Origin of the sequence: Sphingobium cupriresistens LL01 (assembly GCF_001046645.1) — a bacterium.
Classification (GTDB): Bacteria; Pseudomonadota; Alphaproteobacteria; order Sphingomonadales; family Sphingomonadaceae; genus Sphingobium; species Sphingobium cupriresistens.
Genome location: NZ_KQ130434.1, coordinates 2,628,324 through 2,643,830, shown reverse-complemented (window position 1 = coordinate 2,643,830; position 15,507 = coordinate 2,628,324). Strand labels below are relative to the sequence as shown.

The following is a 15,507-nucleotide window of genomic DNA, read 5'->3' as shown; positions in this document are numbered from 1 at the left end:
ATATCCGTTCGAAGCGAACGGGGTCTGGATTACTCCCCAAACCCCCTTGGTGCAGGATCGGCGACGGTCACGGCACCAGCGCCGACTTCGCTGACTTCCAGCGCGCGTTCGGCGACGCCGGCGCGGTTGAAGCGGAAGGCGCCATCGATGCCGGAGAAACCGCCCGCGTCGCGCAGGCGCGCGGCGGGGAAGGGCGATCCGGGCTTCCAGTCCTGCGCGATGCGGACGGTCAGCAGCACCGAATCATAGCCCAGCGAGGACAGGCGAAAGGGGGATGCGCCATAGCGGGCGCGATATTTGGTCGCGAGTTGACGATAGAGCGTGTCGGAAACGCTGGCGAACCAGGCGCCGCGCAGCACCGGGCTGGCGGCCAGCGTGCCTTCCGTATTCCACAGTTCCGTACCGAGCAGGCGCGCGGTCGCGCCGCCATTTTTGCGCACGATCGGCGCGACCTGAAGCGCGACGCGGCCGCTGTCGGCGATCAGCAGCGCATCATAGCTGGATGACGCCTGCAATTTCTTGACCGCTGCCGTGATCGAGGCGGGGCTGCGGTCGAACGTCTGCATGGACACGACGGTGCCGCCAGCCTGCTCGACCGCGCGCAGCAGCGCATTGCCCGCCCGTTCGCCATAGGTGCCGCGGGGGATCAGCGCGCCGAAATGGCTCAGGCCTCTTTCGCGGGCGAAACCGACGACCCGTTCGATCGACTGGGTGGGATTGTAACCCATGATATAGACGCCGCCGCCCGCGACGCTGTTATCGTTGGAGAAGCTGATGACCGGGACATTGGCGCGCGCGGCGATAGGCCCGATCACACGGGCGTCCTCCGCCAGCAACGGTCCCAGGATCAGGCGGTTGCCATCGGCCAGCGCCCTGTTCACCGCCGCAGCCGCACCAAGCGCGGTGTCATAGGTGGTGATGCGAACCCTGTCGGTTTTGGTATCCATCAACGCCAGCGTAGTGGCGTTGGCGATCGATCGGCCGACGCCCGCATTGGGACCGCTCATCGGCACCAGCAGCGCGACGCGATGGCGCATGGCGTCGGTCGGCAGGCCCTGCACCACTTCCGGGCCGGTCGGCTGGACCGGGCCGGTGGGCGGCGCGGGGGCCGGCCCCTTGGGCACGATCGACTGACAGGCGGCCAGGAACAGCGCCGCCCCCATGAAGGCGCAGCGCGCGCCGCGCTTCATGGCAGCGAACACATTTGCTTGCCGGGGGGCATCCGTCTCTGTCATCTGGCGTCCTTATGGAAACTCGAACTTCTGGGCTAGAGCCTGGGCTTTATATCGTGGCTGGGCCGATCGGCAACCTTGGTGACCTTACGCCGCGCGGGGCTGAAGTCCTGCGGCTGGCCGATGTGGTCGCCGTGGAAGATACACGGGTGAGCGCGCGACTGTTGCGCCATGCCGGTTCGGATCGGCCGATGGTGCCCTATCACGATCATAGCGCGGAAAATGTGCGCCAGCGGCTGGTGGATCGGATGGCGGGCGAATCGATCGCTCTGCTGTCGGATGCGGGCACGCCGCTGATTTCCGATCCGGGCTACAAGCTGGTGCGCGACGCGCGGGCGGCGGGGCGCAGGATCACGACGCTGCCGGGGCCAAGCGCGGCGATCGCAGCGCTGACGCTGTCGGGGCTGCCGACCGATCGCTTCCTGTTCATGGGATTTTTGCCGAGCAAGGCGAAGGCGCGGGGCGATACGCTGGACGAGGTGGCGGCATTGCGCGCGACTTTGGTTTTCTACGAAAGCGGGCCGCGATTGTCGGAAAGCCTGTCGGCCATGGCGGCGCATCTGGGGAATCGCGATGCGGCGGTGAGTCGCGAGATCAGCAAGACGTTCGAGGAAACCGCCTGCGGTACGCTGTCCGAACTGTCCGCCCGCTATGCCGATGCGCCGCCCAAGGGCGAGATCGTCGTCACCGTCGGCCCGCCGGGCGAAGCGCCGCCCGCCAGCGCGGAGGACGCCGACGCGGCGTTGCGGGAGGCGCTGACCCGGCTGTCGGTGTCGAAGGCGGCGGGCGAGGTCGCGAAGAAATTGGGGCTGGACCGGCGGACGCTCTATGATCGGGCGACGGAATTGAAGGGGTGAAGAGCCCGCCTGCTGCAAAACTCGCGGCGGAGAAGCGCGGGCGGCAGGCCGAACGCATCGCCGCCTGGTGGCTGCGGCTGAAGGGCTGGCAGATTGTCGGCCGCCGGATGCGTACGCCCGCTGGCGAGGTCGATCTGGTCGCGCGGCGGGGGGCGATGCTGGCCTTTGTCGAGGTGAAAGCGCGGGCGAGCGCGGCGGAACTGGACCTAGCGATCGACGAGCGGCGGCTGGCGCGGGTCGCGAAGGCGGCGGAAATATTGTGGCACGAACTGGCGAAACCGGGGGACGACATGCGAATCGACGTCATCCTCCTTGCGCCGGGGCGTGCGCCGCGCCATCTGGCCAATGTCTGGCATGGGGGGTGAAGGCCCGCCCCATCCATCAATCCCGTTCGTGTCGAGCGGAGGTTCGAGCGAAGCCGAGAACCGCAGTCGAGAAAGGGTTCTCGACGGGCGCTTCTCGACAAGCTCGAAGCTGCTCGAACCGAACGGTTTAAGGGAATGACGCGCATGACCGAACTCAACCCCCTGACCGTCGCCATGCAGATGGACCCGATGGAGGACATCAAGATCGCCGGCGATTCGACCTTCCACATCATGCTGGCGGCGCAGGCGCGGGGGCACCGGCTCTATCATTATCTGGCGCCCGACCTGACCTTTCGCGACGGCCGCGTGCTGGCGAAGGCGCGGCCGGTCAATGTGCAGAAAGTGGAGGGCGACCATTTCGCCTTTGGCCCGGAAGAGGTGCTGGACCTGGGCCGCGACGTCGATGTCGTGTGGATGCGGCAAGACCCGCCCTTTGACCTGAGCTACATCACCGCCACCCATTTGCTGGAACGGGTGCAGGAAGAGACGCTGGTGGTGAATGATCCCGCCAGCGTCCGCAATGCGCCCGAAAAGCTGTTCGTGCTCGATTATGCGCGCTTCATGCCGCCCACGATGATCACCCGCGACCTGGGCGAGGTGAAGAGCTTCCTGGCGGAGCATGGCGAAATCGTGGTCAAGCCGCTGTACGGCAATGGCGGCGTGGCGGTTTTCCATCTCGGCAAGAATGGGGCCAACCTGTCGTCACTGGTGGAGTTGTTCAAGGCGTCGTGGGTCGAGCCGTTCATGGTCCAGGCCTTCATCCCCGGCGTCGCGCAGGGCGACAAGCGCATCGTGCTGATCGATGGCGAGGTGGCGGGCGCGGTCAATCGTATTCCGGGCGCGGGCGAAATCCGGTCGAACCTGGCGGTGGGCGGATCGGCGGCCAAGACGCTGCTGACCGACAAGGAGCGCGAAATCTGCGCCGCGATGGCGCCGGAGTTGAAGGCCCGCGGGCTGCTGTTCGTGGGGATCGACGTGATTGGGGGCGAATGGCTGACCGAGATCAACGTGACTTCGCCGACGGGCATCGTGTCGATCGATGCGTTCGACGGGACCGACACCGGCGGCCTGATCTGGGACGCGATCGACGCCCGGCTGGCGGCGCGGGCGGCGGCGTAGATATGTCGCTGTTCCTCAAATCCATTCCGGCTAAGCAACGTCGAAGTCCATTGCCAAAGGAAAGTTAGGCCCTTCGACAGGCCTAGGGCGAACGGAAGTGAGGGTGGCGCGTTAGTCCATCTTCGTGCCCTTTGAGAACCAAGTGAGCGATATTTCATGACTGACTGGGTTCTGCGCCTGATCGATGCGGGCGGCTATTGGGGCATTTTCCTGCTGATGATATTGGAGAATGTCTTTCCGCCGATCCCGTCCGAACTCATCATGGGGATTGGTGGCATCCGCGTCGGGCAGGGACGGATGGACATGAGCTGGCTGCTGCTGGCCGGCACGATCGGCACCACGATCGGCAATTATTTCTGGTATCTGGTCGGCCATGTGCTGGGCTTCGAGCGTCTGAAACCCTTGGTCGATCGCTTCGGCCGCTGGGCGACGCTGGAATGGCGCGATGTCGAGGCGCTGGACCGGCTATTCGGCAAATATGGCCAGATCGTCGTCTTCGTCTTTCGCTTCATGCCCGCCTTCCGCACCATGGTCTCGCTGCCCGCTGGGCTGTTCCGCATGGGGCATGTCCGTTTTCTGCTGTGGACGATGGGCGGGGCGCTGATCTGGAATGTCATTCTGGCTTATGCCGGCTATGTGCTGGGGCAGAATTTCCGGGACATAGACCATTATGTCGGCCCGGTGGCGACCGCCTGCGTGGTGGGCGCGGTGATCCTCTATCTCTGGCGGCTCGCGACCTGGCGACCCAAGGGCTGATTCACGCCCTGGGATGGGCGTTGCGATAGATGTCGAGCAGGTGGGCGGCATCGACCTGGGTGTAGACCTGGGTCGAGGACAGGCTGGCATGGCCCAATAGCTCCTGCAAGGAGCGCAGGTCCGCGCCGCGGCCGAGCAGGTGGGTGGCGAAACTGTGGCGCAGCGCGTGGGGCGTCGTGCGGTCCGACAGGCCGAGCCGCCCGCGCGCGCCCTGCACCGCGCGGCGGATGAGCGCGGGGGAAAGCGGCCCGCCGCGCGCGCCGCGGAACAGCGGCTGGTCGCGGGCGGGCGGATAGGGGCAGGCGTCGACATAGGCGTCGATCGCGGCGCGCACCTGCGGCAGCAGGGGCACGATGCGGGTCTTGCCCCGCTTGCCGGTGACGCGCAGCGTGTCGCCCAGCGGCAATATGTCGCCATGCAGGCCCATCGCCTCGCCGATGCGCAGGCCTGCGCCATAGAGCAGCAGCAGCACCGCCCAGTCGCGCGCGCCGATCCAGCCTTCGCGGGCCGTCTCGGCGATGTCCTGCGCCAGCGCGACGGCTTCGTCGGGAGAGATGGGGCGGGGGAGGCCGCGCTTGACCCTCGGCCCCTTGAGCAGCGGCACGCGGGCGTCGTCGCCGCCGACGAACCTGAGGAAACCGCGCACGGCGGAGAGTTCGCGGGCGGCAGAGAGATTGCCGATGCCGTCCGTCCGCCGGCTGGCGAGGAAGGCGCGCAGCTCGGCCTGATCGATGTGCGCGAGCGTGGCGGGGCTGACGCCTTCGCCGCGATGCTGTTCGAGGAAGGCGATCAGCCGCTCGGCGGTGGCGACATAGGCGCGGACGGTGTGGACAGAGCGCCGTCGGTCGAGCGCGAGATGCTGGCGCCAGCGTTCGGAAAGGGCGGGGGTCATGTTGGTCACTGTAACAGGACCAGCGGTTTAAGTGGCGTTGGCAAGGTTTCGAACCGTTCGAACAGGCGTCCGCCTGCGACGGTCACGCACATATGGTTCATCGGCACGGTATATTTGAGGCGAAACTGGCTTTGGAAGCCCATCTCCCTATTTTGCGTCAAATTCGGCACCTTTGCGAATGCCACACCAGACGCGCACTCGGCGATGGTTGCTGTGGTGCTGGCCAAATTCCGTGCCATGATAGGGGCGTACCGGGCAGGAACGGTCAGGTTCAGCCGATAATCGACATAATCCACCGACGTCCCGTCGAACGCGGGGCGTTTGTAGGTGGCATCGACCGGCACAGTATAGGTGTCGCAACCGCCCAACGCCCTAAAGCCGATGGCTGCCATTGCTATGACGGGAGGTCGCATCCGCCTTGTCTAGGCGATTAGCCGTTGATGCGACAATCTTTCATTTGTCGTCTTCCTATCTATGGGCCGGGCAAGGCCTTTTCGACGCCCTTGAAATCCGCGCATAAATGGGCACATGGGATGCATGGCAACACCTTTCGATCCGGCCGACCTGCCGACCGGCGTCCTGATGCCGCTGTCTCCGCTGGTGGCGCGGGTGCTGGCGCCCAATCCGTCGCCCTTCACCTATACCGGCACGCAGACCTATGTCGTGGGAATCGAGGCGGTCGCGGTGATCGACCCTGGTCCCGCGGACCCCGATCATCTCGCCGCGCTGACCGCCGCCATTGCCGGACGCTCCGTGGTGGCGATATTATGCACCCATACCCATCGCGACCATAGCCCGGCCGCCAGGCCGCTGAGCGACCTGACCGGCGCGCCGGTCATCGGCTGTGCGCCGCTGACGCTGGAGGATGACGGGCCGCGGGCGGACGCGGCCTTCGACGCCGATTACCGGCCTGACCGAGTACTGGTCGATGGCGAGCAGGTGAGCGGGCCGGGCTGGACGCTGGAGGCGGTGGCGACGCCGGGGCATACGTCCAACCATCTCTGCTTCGCCTTGCTGGAAGAGAAGGCCCTTTTTACTGGCGACCATGTGATGGGCTGGTCGACCAGTGTGATCTCGCCGCCCGATGGCGACATGAGCGCCTATATGCGCTCGATGCAGCGACTGCTGGAGCGGGACGATGTCATCTATTATCCCGCGCATGGGGAACCGATCGAGACGCCGCAGCGGCTGGTGCGCGGCATGATGGGCCATCGCAAGCAGCGCGAGGGGCAGATTTTGCGCTTTCTGGAGCGCAACGGCGACAGCGCCATCCCCGACATGGTGGCCGAAATGTACAAGGGCGTCGATCCGCGCCTCTATGGCGCGGCGGGGCGATCGGTGCTGGCGCATCTGATCGACCTGGACGGCCGCGGTCTGGCCGCGCCGCTGGAGGATGGGCGATGGCAGACGCGCTGAGGCGCTATGTCGGTCCCGTCCTTGCCGCGTTGCTGATTTTGGGCGTGGGCGCGGCGATGCTGGTCGGGTGGCAGCGTTATGATCGCGACTATGTGGTCGCGGTCGAGGATGACGGGTCCGCGGTGACGAAGATCATCGCGGAGAAGATCGCAGGCGCCAGCGACCTGCGCGTGTCGCGGCTGAACGGCACGGTCCAGAGCACGGCGCAGGACGTGCGGGGCTTTGGCTGGCTGAAATCCGACCAGGTGGTGAAGATGCCCTATTCGGTCGATTATTTCATCGATCTGTCGGGACTGAGCGCGCGCGATCTGGAGTGGAACGAGAAGAGCCGCACGCTGATCGTCAATGCGCCCGATGTGACGCCGGACAAGCCCAATGTCGACGAGGCGCGCCGGACGCTGGTGCGGACCAGCGGCCTGTTCGTGACGCGGGCGGCGGGCGAGGCCCTCAGCCGGAAAGTGTCCGCCCATGCGCAGGCCCGCGCCGCGGCATCGGCGCGCTCGCCCGAACGCATGGCGCAGGCGCGCGAATATGGGCGCGCGGCGGTGGGCAAGATCATGGGCGCGCCGCTGGCTGCGATGGGCTTTGGCGACGCGCGGGTGATCGTCACTTTCCCGTCGGAAAGACGCAGCAAGGAACAGTGGGACGTCACAACGCCGATCAACGAGGTACTGGCCAACAGGCGGCCACAGCGCTAGGGCGCGGACAAAGGGCCAGCCATGGGACCGAGGAGTATCAGGGTATGAACGCGATCACGGGAATCCCGCAAGGCACCGACCTGCGCGCCGAAATCGACCGATTGCGCAAGGAGCGCAACGCCGTCATCCTCGGCCATTATTACCAGTCGCCCGAAATTCAGGATCTGTCGGACTTTGTCGGCGATTCGCTGGAACTGTCGCGCAAGGCGGCGGAGACGGATGCGGACGTGATCGCTTTCTGCGGCGTGCGCTTCATGGCGGAGACGGCGAAAATCCTGTCGCCCCAGAAGATCGTCGTGCTGCCGGACATGGACGCGGGCTGTTCATTGGAGGACAGCTGCCCGCCCGCCCAGTTCAAGGCGTTTCGCGAGGCGCATCCCGATCATATCGCGCTCAGCTACATCAATTGTTCGGCCGAGGTGAAGGCGCTGTCCGACATTATCGTCACTAGCTCTTCGGCGGAAAAGATATTGGCGCAGATACCCCAGAGCCAAAAGATCATCTTCGGTCCCGACAAGCATCTGGGCGGCTACCTCAAGCGCAAACTGGGCCGCGACATGCTGCTGTGGCCGGGCGTGTGCATCGTGCATGAGGCGTTCAGCGAGACCGAACTGCTCAAACTCAAGGTTCAGCACCCCGACGCGCCGATCGCCGCGCACCCCGAATGTCCGCCCTATATCGTCGATCATGCCGATTATGTCGGATCGACCAGCGGCATATTGGATTTCGCCAAGACGATGCCGGGCAACACGCTGATCGTGGCGACCGAACCGCATATCATCCATCAGATGGAAAAGGCGGTGCCGCACAAGAATTTCATCGGCGCGCCCGGCGCGGACGGCAACTGCAACTGCAATATCTGCCCCTATATGGCGCTCAACACGATGGAGAAGCTGTATTTGTCGCTGCGCGATTTGCAGCCGCGGATCGAAATGGACGAAACGCTGCGGTTGCAGGCGAAGAAGAGCCTGGACCGGATGCTGGAAATGGCGAGCGGGACCGTGGGCCAGGGAGACGTGGGCGCCAGGGATGCGGGCGCGCGGCCCTGAAAGTTGATTGGTGATGGTCGCCCGATTACGTGCGCTCTGGCAGGGGACGAGGGCCAGCTATTGGCTCTACCCCGCGCTCTTCACCTTGACCGCGGCGGTGCTGGCGATGCTGACCGTCTGGTTGGACCGCCACGGCGCCACCGCGTGGCTGACGAGCCATGAATGGGTGGACCAGGCGCGGCCTGAGGGCGCACGCAACGTCCTGAACGTCATTTCGGGGTCGATGATTGGCGTCGCATCGACGGTCTTTTCCATCACCATCGCCGCCGTTGTCTATGCGTCGGGCAGCTATGGCCCGCGCCTGCTTGCCAATTTCATGGAAGATCGCGGCAACCAGCTGTCGCTGGCGACCTTCATCGCTACTTTCGTTTATGCCGTCATGGTTCTGCGCGTGGTTCGCGACGCCTATGAGACGGCCGGCGATCCCGGTTTCGTGCCGCAATTATCCCTGATGGTCGCGACCGGGCTGATGGCGGCCTCGATCGCGGTACTGGTCTATTTCCTCAATCATGTGCCCGCATCCATCCGCATCAACGCGGTGCTGGAAGGGATAGGGGAGCGGCTACTACGTGCGATACGTGACCGCTTCCCGCAAGGTTGCGTCGAAGAGCAGCGCGACCAACCACCTTTGGGCGCTTCAGTCGCGGCAATCGGGACGGGTTATATCCAGATCGTCGATTTCGCCGGGTTGGACCGGATCGCGCGTGAAACGGGATGCCGGATCGAAATGCGGCTGCGGCCTGGCGATTTCGTTCATCCCGATGTGGAACTGCTGGCCGTTGTGGGCGTCGAGGTGGACGATGTGATGCGGGACAGGCTGCGCGGCTGCTTTTCGCTGGGCGCGATGCGATCGCCCGCGCAGGATATCGAATTTCTGATCGACGAACTGGTGGAGATCGCGCTGCGGGCGCTGTCGCCGGGCATCAACGATCCCTTCACCGCCGTTACCGCCCTGCACTGGTTGGGCGCGGCGACGGCGCAGATCGGCGCGCGCGACCTGCGCGGCGGACCGGACCAGGGCGATTATGACTGGAATCGAGTCGTGCCGATGAATGACGATTTCGATCATTTCGTGCGCCGCGGCTTCGGTGGCGTTCGCGCGGCAGCGGCGACCAGTCCGATCGCCGCGGCGCAGTTTCTGGACTGTCTGCTGGGCGCAGCATCGCCGTTGCGCCTGCATGGCAGGCGCGTGAGGCTGCGCGAAGAAGGGGCGCTGCTTATGGCGCAGGCACGGCTGGAACTGGCCGGGCCGTCACTGGACGAGTTGGACGCGCGCTATTGCGATTTCGTTGAAGCCATGAAAGACGGCGGGTATGAACGGCTTTTATCCTGATATCTTTTCGCTCCCAGGCTTCGACCTTGCCGCCTTCGTCGCGTCTACCCTTGCCGAAGATCTTGGCCCCGATGGCCGGGACGTTACCAGCGAGGCGGTGATTCCGGCCGATGCGGTGTTCGAAGGGGTGATGGACAGTCGCGATGACGTGACGCTGGCGGGACTGCCGATCGCGGTCGCTTTCTTCCGTGCGCTCGACCCCGATGTGGCGATCGAACTGCTGCATCAGGATGGCGATCGGGTGGCGGCCGGGACCGACATCATGCGTATCCGCGGGCGGGCGTGCGCGATGCTCACGGCGGAGCGGTCCGCGCTCAACACAGTCCAGCATTTGACCGGCATCGCGACGATGAGCCGCGCCTATGTCGATGCGATCGACGGGACCGGCGCGACCCTGCTCGACACGCGCAAGACGATCCCCGGCCTGCGCGTGCTGGAGAAATATGCGACCCGCATGGGCGGGGCGACCAATCATCGCATGGGGTTGTGGGATGCGGCGATGATCAAGGACAATCATGTCGCGGTCGCCGGATCGGTCGAGGAAGCGGTGCGCCGCGCCGTGGCCGCCGGGGTCGCCAGCATCATCGTGGAGGTCGATCGGGTGGACCAGATCGAACCGGCGCTAAGCGCAGGCGCGACCCATTTGCTGCTCGACAATATGGACGCGGCGACGCTGCGCGGGGCGGTGGCCTTGGTGGCCGGGCGCGTGCCGACCGAGGCGTCGGGCGGAGTCACGCTTGAGACGATCCGCGCGAAGGCGCAGACCGGCGTCACCTATATCAGCGTCGGGCGGTTGACCCAGTCGGCCCCGGCCGCGGACATCGGACTGGATTTCGCTTATGCTTAGGGCTGCGATCGCCATCGCCGCTTTGGCCATTCCCGGCGTTGCCCTGGCGCAGTCGGCCCAGTGCAGCATGGCCGGCTCGTTGCCCCGGCCGCAAATCGAGGCGCCCAGCGCCAAGGAGCCTAAGCGCGTTCTGCCGATCGGCAGCTATACGCTGGCGCTTAGCTGGTCGCCGCAATATTGCTCGACCGCGCGAGGAGCCGCCAGCCGACTCCAGTGCGGGGGGCGCAACGGACGGTTCGGCTTCACCCTGCACGGCCTGTGGCCCGACGGAATGGGCAGGGAATGGCCGCAATATTGCCGTCCGGCCGACTTGTTGCCACGGCAGGTGCTGCGCGCCAATCTCTGTACGACGCCATCGGTCCAGCTGCTCCAGCATGAATGGGCCAAGCATGGCACCTGCATGACGACGAAGCCGGAGCTGTATTTCAACCTGTCGCGCGCTTTCTATCAGTCGCTGCGCTATCCTGATATGGCGGCGCTGGCACGGCGACCGACGCTGACCGTCGGCCAGTTTGCGGAGGCTTTTGCGCGCGCTAACAAGGGGCTGCGCGCCGACATGCTGCGCGTAACCACGGTGCGTGGCAATTGGCTGAGCGAAATCTGGCTATGCATGGACAGGGCGTTGGAATTCACCCGCTGCCCCAGCCATCAAGGCGGCGCGTCCACAACCAGCTATCTGCGGATCGAACCGGGGCCGGTGATCGCGAACCCCCGGCGACCGGTAAGCACGCCCAGACGGCGAACCAGCCCGGCCCGCAAACCGGGGCTGATCCTGGATTTGGACCCTAAGGTCCAGCCGCTGGGCAACAGCGCCGGTTGATCAGGCGTCGATCGTCACGGTCGCGGGATGGTGGCGGTCGAGATGCTTGCGGATGATCCGCAGATTTTTGGTGTTCGATTTATAGAGAAAATCGAACAGGTCGCCCGCGAAGGGAATGGCGCCCACCAGCGTATCGACCCCGACATTGGCGGCCATGCGGGTGATCTGCCATTTCGACATGCCCAGGTTCCGGGCTTCCCACACGATCCAGGCGCCCATGGCGGCGGTGGCGAGATCGCCGACCACGGGGATTAGTCCGACGAGGCTGTCCAGGCCGACGCGGCGATTGGTGCCGGGAATGACGAACAGCCCCTCCAACATCGCCTCCATCGCTTCGATCCGGCGGCGGATGGAGGCAGGGTCGCGGCCGAAACCCGGCAACTCCCGCGCGATACGGTCGAACTGGTCCTGCGAAATCGCCATCTGCGTGCCTCCTTGCCCGATATTGGATGGGCGCCTGATTGACATACGCGCCCGACCCCCAGGGGGTTCATTACGCGCACGGTCAAACGCCTAATTGGTAGTGCGGAAGAGATGGTTCAATGGGTGACGCGCGCGGGCGGAGGGCTGGAATCCGGTCAGCCGCTTGGCGACCAGCGACCAGCGCACCGGCGCGCCGAGCGCGATATAGCCGTCATGCGCGACCATCTGGGCTTCGGCTTGCGCGAAGCGGGCGGCGCGCTCCTCGGCTGAGCTGGCGAGGCTGGCGGCCTGAAGCTGGGCGTCGGCCACGTCGCTGCAATGGATCTTGCGGGCGCAGCCGATGCGGCCGAGATACCAGAGGGCGCTGTCATAGGCGGCCACTTCGTCGATCAAGCGCAGGTCCGCATCCGCGGTGGTGGCGACGCGCCGAGCAGGCAGCCCGATGGCGGCAAGATCGCGCTGCAGCAGGCCAAACAGCAGCGTGGCGCCCGGACCGTTCGGCAGGGCGATGCGGAGCGGCGGAGGGTCGCCATTGTCGGCGCGCCAGCGGGTGACGCTCGCCCCTGCTTGCGCGCGGCGCTGTTCCACCGACAGCCCCGCCCAGGCCGGATCGCTGGGCGCCCGTCCCAGATCCATCGGATCGGGCAGGATGCGTTCGCTGGTCGCCCAGCCGCCCAGGGGGAACAGCGCGGGCAATTGGCTGCGATCGATACTCATGTTGATGGCGGCGCGGATCGCGGCGTCGTCCAGCAGCTTGCCGCGGCTGGTCACGGCCAGGCCCAGCAAACCACGCACAGGATCGATCCGCACATTGTCGCGGTCGATCCCCGCCGGCACCAGCAACGGCAGATCGGTGAAGCGGCCGCCCAGCACCAGCGCGGCGTCGCCTTCGCGAAACCGGATGATCGCCAGCGCCGCCCGTTCGGCGCGCAGGACGCGCGTCTGCCAGGGCGGAACCGGCTCATCCGCCGCCACGTCGTCGCCGCTGTTGCGGTCGATCGGCGTCAGGAACTGGGCATTGCCCTGCGTTCGGCGGCGGTAAGGGCCGGTGCCGCCATCACGCGACAGCACCGCCATTTGCGGCTGGGCCAGCATTTGCAGCACATAGGGGCGTGGCGCGGCCAGGCGAATTTCGATCACCTCGCCGGTCATCGGCACCACCGCCTGCACCGCGTCCAGCGGGCCGTCGGGATCAAGGCGGCGCAGCGATTCGATCCGCGCCATCAGCATCCTGGCGACGTCGGGGGCGGTGACCCGCGCGCCATTGGCCCAGAATGCGCGACGCAGGCGAAAAATATAGCTGCGACCGCCATCCTCGACGATCCAGCGCTGGGCCAGCGCCGGCAATATCTCGCCACCCGCATCGAAGGCGACCAGCCCTTGCGCCGTCGCCTCCAGAATGAGCTTGGCGCCCGGATCGGGCAGGTGCGCCAGCGGTTTCGCAAAATCGTCGCGATCGCCCATTACGCTGACGACGACAGGATCGCGGCCCTCATCGGAACAGCCGCCCACCAGCAGGGCCAGTCCCGCCACCGCGATCAGGGCGGCGCGGCGGCAGGCGATAGGGAAGGGCGGAACAGCGAACATGATGTTCAGGGACTTAGCCCGGCGAACCCGCGCCGCCAACCGGCGATCGGATCAAAAAGCGACTGTCACAAAAGAGACATGAGATAGACGCCAAGATGTAACTAAAGTTTCATACGGGCGTCGCGGAACAGGAAAGGTATAGGTATGACGCTCCGACTGCGACTGGCTGGCGGCACCGCGCTGGCGCTGCTGATGATACATATGCCGGTGGCGGCGCAGGCGCAAAGCAGCGCCGATTTGCAGCGCCAGATCGACGCGCTCAGGGCCCAGGTGGAGGCGCTGACCGCGGCGCTGGCTGCGGGCCAGAGCGCGCAACCTGTCGCTGTTGCGCCGGCGTCCGCGCCGGCATCGTCCGCCACGCCGGTCGCGCTTGCCGCGTCGATCGCGCCGCCGCCGGCCATCCCGGCATCGTCCGCCGCGCCAAAGGCCAAGGCCTGGTATGAAAAGCTGTCGCTGCGCGGCTATACCCAGATGCGCTATAATGGCTTCCTGTCCGGTGACGATACGGCGGCGGCGGGCGTATCGCGCCTGCGGTCGGTGCATGACAGTTCGATTTCGGATCGCGGCGGCTTTTCGCTCCGTCGGGCGCGGCTGGTGCTCCAAGGCGATGTCTCCGATCGCGTCTCGCTCTACCTCCAGTCCGACTTCGCGACCGCCGTCAACAATCAGGCGGGCACGGAGCGGCGCGAGGGTTTCGCCCAGTTGCGCGACGCCTATGCCGATGTGTTCCTCGACAAAGAAAAGAGCCTGCGCCTGCGCTTTGGCCAGTCCAAAGTGCCCTATGGCTGGGAGAATATGCAGTCATCGTCCAACCGGCTGACGCTGGACCGCAGCGATGCGATCAACAGCGCAGTGCCCAGCGAGCGCGATCTGGGCGTGGTGGGCTATTATACGCCGCCGTCGGTGCAGAAGATCTGGGACCGGCTGGGGCATGACGGTCAGAAGCTGTTCGGCAATTATGGCGCCTTTGGCGTCGGCGTGTTCAACGGGCAGGGCACCAACCGGACCGAGCAGAATCGCGGGCTGATGAAGGTCGCCTTTGCGACCTGGCCGTTCGCGCTGGACGGGCTGGGCGATGCGTTTGAAGGGCAGGTGTTCGAAATCGGCGGGTCGGCGATGCTGAACAAGGTGCAGCCCGAATTGCGCAGCGGGGCGGTCAGCACGATCGCCTATGAGGATAATCGCGTCGGCCTCCACGCCATGCTCTATCCGCAGCCTTTCGGCATCCAGGCCGAATGGAATTGGGGCAAGGGACCGGAATATGACCGCGACAGCCTGTCCATTGAAACGAAGAAGCTGCGCGGCGGCTATGTCCAGATGATGTATCGCCTGCCGACGGACTCGGTCGGCGCGCTGATGCCCTATGGCCGTTGGCAACATTATCGCGGCGGGTGGAAGGCCAGCACCAACGCGCCGCGCCTGGAAACCGACGAGTTCGAACTGGGCCTGGAATGGCAGCCGTGGAAGGCGCTGGAATTCACGGTCGCTTATGCCCGGATGAAGCGCGCCGAAGCCGACGAACGGCGCACCGGCCGCGCCGAAGGCGACCTGATTCGTACCCAGGTGCAATGGAATTACTGACCGGCGAGGCATCGCCCCAACCCCAGCACATAAAAAGGGCGACACCCATAACAAGGTGTCGCCCTTTTTCGTCCGGCCGGAGCCGGATCGGCCGCCCCGCAGCTTGTGACTGCGGGGCGTTTTCGATTACTTCAGCTCGACGGTCGCGCCAGCTTCTTCAAGCTGCTTCTTGACCTTCTCGGCTTCTTCCTTGTTCACGCCTTCCTTGACGGCCTTGGGAGCCGATTCGACCAGCGACTTGGCTTCGGTCAGGCCCAGGCCGGTGATGGCGCGGACTTCCTTGATGACGTTGATCTTCTTGCCACCGTCGCCGGTCAGGATCACGTCGAATTCGGTCTGCTCTTCAGCAGCCGGAGCAGCGGCGCCAGCGGCCGGGCCAGCGACGGCGACGGCGGCAGCGGCGCTAACGCCCCACTTTTCTTCCAGAGCCTTCGACAGCTCGGAAGCTTCGAGAACGGTGAGGGCCGAAAGCTGTTCGACCAGAGCGTTGATGTCTGCCATTTTTCTAGTTCCTTGATTGGGGCCAAGCGCC

At 65.6% G+C, this 15,507-nt stretch carries 17 protein-coding genes; 11 read left to right on the top strand and 6 right to left on the bottom strand.

Translation table 11 applies throughout. The features are described from left to right. Positions 1-29 precede the first annotated feature (29 nt). Positions 30-1,235, bottom strand: a complete 1,206-nt coding sequence (locus V473_RS12745) for a penicillin-binding protein activator (protein WP_066604615.1) — start codon at positions 1,233-1,235, stop codon at positions 30-32. A gap of 11 nt (positions 1,236-1,246) precedes the next feature. On the opposite strand from V473_RS12745, the gene rsmI reads away from it, so the two are divergent. From rsmI to V473_RS12725, 4 genes are all read left to right on the top strand, one after another. Then, positions 1,247-2,089 (top strand): 16S rRNA (cytidine(1402)-2'-O)-methyltransferase, encoded by an 843-nt coding sequence (gene rsmI, locus V473_RS12740; protein ID WP_066604612.1) that lies wholly within the window; start codon positions 1,247-1,249, stop codon positions 2,087-2,089. Beyond that, positions 2,086-2,454 carry a YraN family protein gene (locus tag V473_RS12735; RefSeq protein ID WP_066604609.1) on the top strand — a complete coding sequence of 123 codons (369 nt, stop codon included), beginning with the start codon at positions 2,086-2,088 and terminating at the stop codon, positions 2,452-2,454. The genes rsmI and V473_RS12735 overlap by 4 nt, the downstream gene beginning before the upstream one ends. A gap of 144 nt (positions 2,455-2,598) precedes the next feature. Then, positions 2,599-3,573 (top strand): glutathione synthase, encoded by a 975-nt coding sequence (gene gshB / locus V473_RS12730; RefSeq protein WP_066605682.1) that lies wholly within the window; start codon positions 2,599-2,601, stop codon positions 3,571-3,573. Between the two features lie 156 nt (positions 3,574-3,729). After that, positions 3,730-4,329: a DedA family protein gene (locus V473_RS12725; RefSeq protein ID WP_066604606.1), complete on the top strand. Its 600-nt coding sequence runs from the start codon at positions 3,730-3,732 to the stop codon at positions 4,327-4,329. Between the two features lies 1 nt (position 4,330). On the opposite strand, the gene V473_RS12720 is transcribed toward V473_RS12725, so the two are convergent. Both V473_RS12720 and V473_RS12715 read right to left on the bottom strand, forming a co-directional pair. Beyond that, complete coding sequence (locus V473_RS12720; RefSeq protein WP_066605681.1) at positions 4,331-5,221, bottom strand: tyrosine recombinase XerC; 891 nt, start codon at positions 5,219-5,221, stop codon at positions 4,331-4,333. Between the two features lie 5 nt (positions 5,222-5,226). Beyond that, on the bottom strand, positions 5,227-5,613 hold the full coding sequence (locus V473_RS12715; RefSeq protein WP_066604604.1) for a hypothetical protein: 387 nt from the start codon (positions 5,611-5,613) through the stop codon (positions 5,227-5,229). 145 nt (positions 5,614-5,758) lie between these two features. Between V473_RS12715 and V473_RS12710 the strand changes: the two genes are divergently transcribed. The 6 genes from V473_RS12710 to V473_RS12685 are packed head-to-tail and all read left to right on the top strand — an operon-like array spanning position 5,759 to position 11,384. Then, a complete protein-coding gene (locus tag V473_RS12710; protein ID WP_066605679.1) occupies positions 5,759-6,637 on the top strand; it encodes an MBL fold metallo-hydrolase in 879 nt (292 codons plus the stop codon). Continuing rightward, positions 6,622-7,335: a DUF4230 domain-containing protein gene (locus tag V473_RS12705; RefSeq protein WP_066604601.1), complete on the top strand. Its 714-nt coding sequence runs from the start codon at positions 6,622-6,624 to the stop codon at positions 7,333-7,335. The genes V473_RS12710 and V473_RS12705 overlap by 16 nt, the downstream gene beginning before the upstream one ends. A gap of 44 nt (positions 7,336-7,379) precedes the next feature. Next, positions 7,380-8,384, top strand: a complete 1,005-nt coding sequence (nadA, locus tag V473_RS12700; protein ID WP_066604598.1) for a quinolinate synthase NadA — start codon at positions 7,380-7,382, stop codon at positions 8,382-8,384. 13 nt (positions 8,385-8,397) lie between these two features. Beyond that, positions 8,398-9,717 (top strand): DUF2254 domain-containing protein, encoded by a 1,320-nt coding sequence (locus V473_RS12695; protein ID WP_066604596.1) that lies wholly within the window; start codon positions 8,398-8,400, stop codon positions 9,715-9,717. Beyond that, positions 9,698-10,564: a carboxylating nicotinate-nucleotide diphosphorylase gene (gene nadC, locus V473_RS12690; protein WP_066604593.1), complete on the top strand. Its 867-nt coding sequence runs from the start codon at positions 9,698-9,700 to the stop codon at positions 10,562-10,564. The genes V473_RS12695 and nadC overlap by 20 nt, the downstream gene beginning before the upstream one ends. Continuing rightward, positions 10,557-11,384 carry a ribonuclease T2 family protein gene (locus tag V473_RS12685; RefSeq protein ID WP_066604591.1) on the top strand — a complete coding sequence of 276 codons (828 nt, stop codon included), beginning with the start codon at positions 10,557-10,559 and terminating at the stop codon, positions 11,382-11,384. Before nadC ends, V473_RS12685 begins: the two co-directional genes overlap by 8 nt. On the opposite strand, the gene V473_RS12680 is transcribed toward V473_RS12685, so the two are convergent. Continuing rightward, the gene (locus V473_RS12680; protein WP_066604589.1) at positions 11,385-11,807 is read right to left on the bottom strand and encodes a DUF4112 domain-containing protein; all 423 of its coding nucleotides are present in this window, start codon (positions 11,805-11,807) and stop codon (positions 11,385-11,387) included. It lies immediately after the preceding gene. A 90-nt stretch (positions 11,808-11,897) separates the two neighbouring features. Then, complete coding sequence (locus V473_RS12675) at positions 11,898-13,394, bottom strand: ABC transporter substrate-binding protein (protein WP_066605676.1); 1,497 nt, start codon at positions 13,392-13,394, stop codon at positions 11,898-11,900. 144 nt (positions 13,395-13,538) lie between these two features. Here V473_RS12675 and V473_RS12670 point away from each other — a divergent pair, with 144 nt between their 5' ends. Further along, on the top strand, positions 13,539-14,975 hold the full coding sequence (locus tag V473_RS12670) for a porin (protein WP_066604580.1): 1,437 nt from the start codon (positions 13,539-13,541) through the stop codon (positions 14,973-14,975). Between the two features lie 126 nt (positions 14,976-15,101). On the opposite strand, the gene rplL is transcribed toward V473_RS12670, so the two are convergent. Next, positions 15,102-15,476: a 50S ribosomal protein L7/L12 gene (rplL, locus tag V473_RS12665; RefSeq protein ID WP_066604579.1), complete on the bottom strand. Its 375-nt coding sequence runs from the start codon at positions 15,474-15,476 to the stop codon at positions 15,102-15,104. Positions 15,477-15,507: the final 31 nt, after the last annotated feature.

Excerpts from the sequence above, each read along its gene's own strand:
- V473_RS12745 (WP_066604615.1), bottom strand. The coding sequence starts at position 1,235 with ATGACAGAGACGGATGCCCCCCGGCAAGCAAATGTGTTCGCTGCCATG.
- rsmI (WP_066604612.1), top strand. The coding sequence starts at position 1,247 with ATGGAAACTCGAACTTCTGGGCTAGAGCCTGGGCTTTATATCGTGGCT.
- gshB (WP_066605682.1), top strand. The coding sequence starts at position 2,599 with ATGACCGAACTCAACCCCCTGACCGTCGCCATGCAGATGGACCCGATG.
- V473_RS12725 (WP_066604606.1), top strand. The coding sequence starts at position 3,730 with ATGACTGACTGGGTTCTGCGCCTGATCGATGCGGGCGGCTATTGGGGC.
- V473_RS12720 (WP_066605681.1), bottom strand. The coding sequence starts at position 5,221 with ATGACCCCCGCCCTTTCCGAACGCTGGCGCCAGCATCTCGCGCTCGAC.
- V473_RS12715 (WP_066604604.1), bottom strand. The coding sequence starts at position 5,613 with ATGGCAGCCATCGGCTTTAGGGCGTTGGGCGGTTGCGACACCTATACT.
- V473_RS12710 (WP_066605679.1), top strand. The coding sequence starts at position 5,759 with ATGGCAACACCTTTCGATCCGGCCGACCTGCCGACCGGCGTCCTGATG.
- V473_RS12705 (WP_066604601.1), top strand. The coding sequence starts at position 6,622 with ATGGCAGACGCGCTGAGGCGCTATGTCGGTCCCGTCCTTGCCGCGTTG.
- nadA (WP_066604598.1), top strand. The coding sequence starts at position 7,380 with ATGAACGCGATCACGGGAATCCCGCAAGGCACCGACCTGCGCGCCGAA.
- V473_RS12695 (WP_066604596.1), top strand. The coding sequence starts at position 8,398 with ATGGTCGCCCGATTACGTGCGCTCTGGCAGGGGACGAGGGCCAGCTAT.
- nadC (WP_066604593.1), top strand. The coding sequence starts at position 9,698 with ATGAACGGCTTTTATCCTGATATCTTTTCGCTCCCAGGCTTCGACCTT.
- V473_RS12685 (WP_066604591.1), top strand. The coding sequence starts at position 10,557 with ATGCTTAGGGCTGCGATCGCCATCGCCGCTTTGGCCATTCCCGGCGTT.
- V473_RS12680 (WP_066604589.1), bottom strand. The coding sequence starts at position 11,807 with ATGGCGATTTCGCAGGACCAGTTCGACCGTATCGCGCGGGAGTTGCCG.
- V473_RS12675 (WP_066605676.1), bottom strand. The coding sequence starts at position 13,394 with ATGTTCGCTGTTCCGCCCTTCCCTATCGCCTGCCGCCGCGCCGCCCTG.
- V473_RS12670 (WP_066604580.1), top strand. The coding sequence starts at position 13,539 with ATGACGCTCCGACTGCGACTGGCTGGCGGCACCGCGCTGGCGCTGCTG.
- rplL (WP_066604579.1), bottom strand. The coding sequence starts at position 15,476 with ATGGCAGACATCAACGCTCTGGTCGAACAGCTTTCGGCCCTCACCGTT.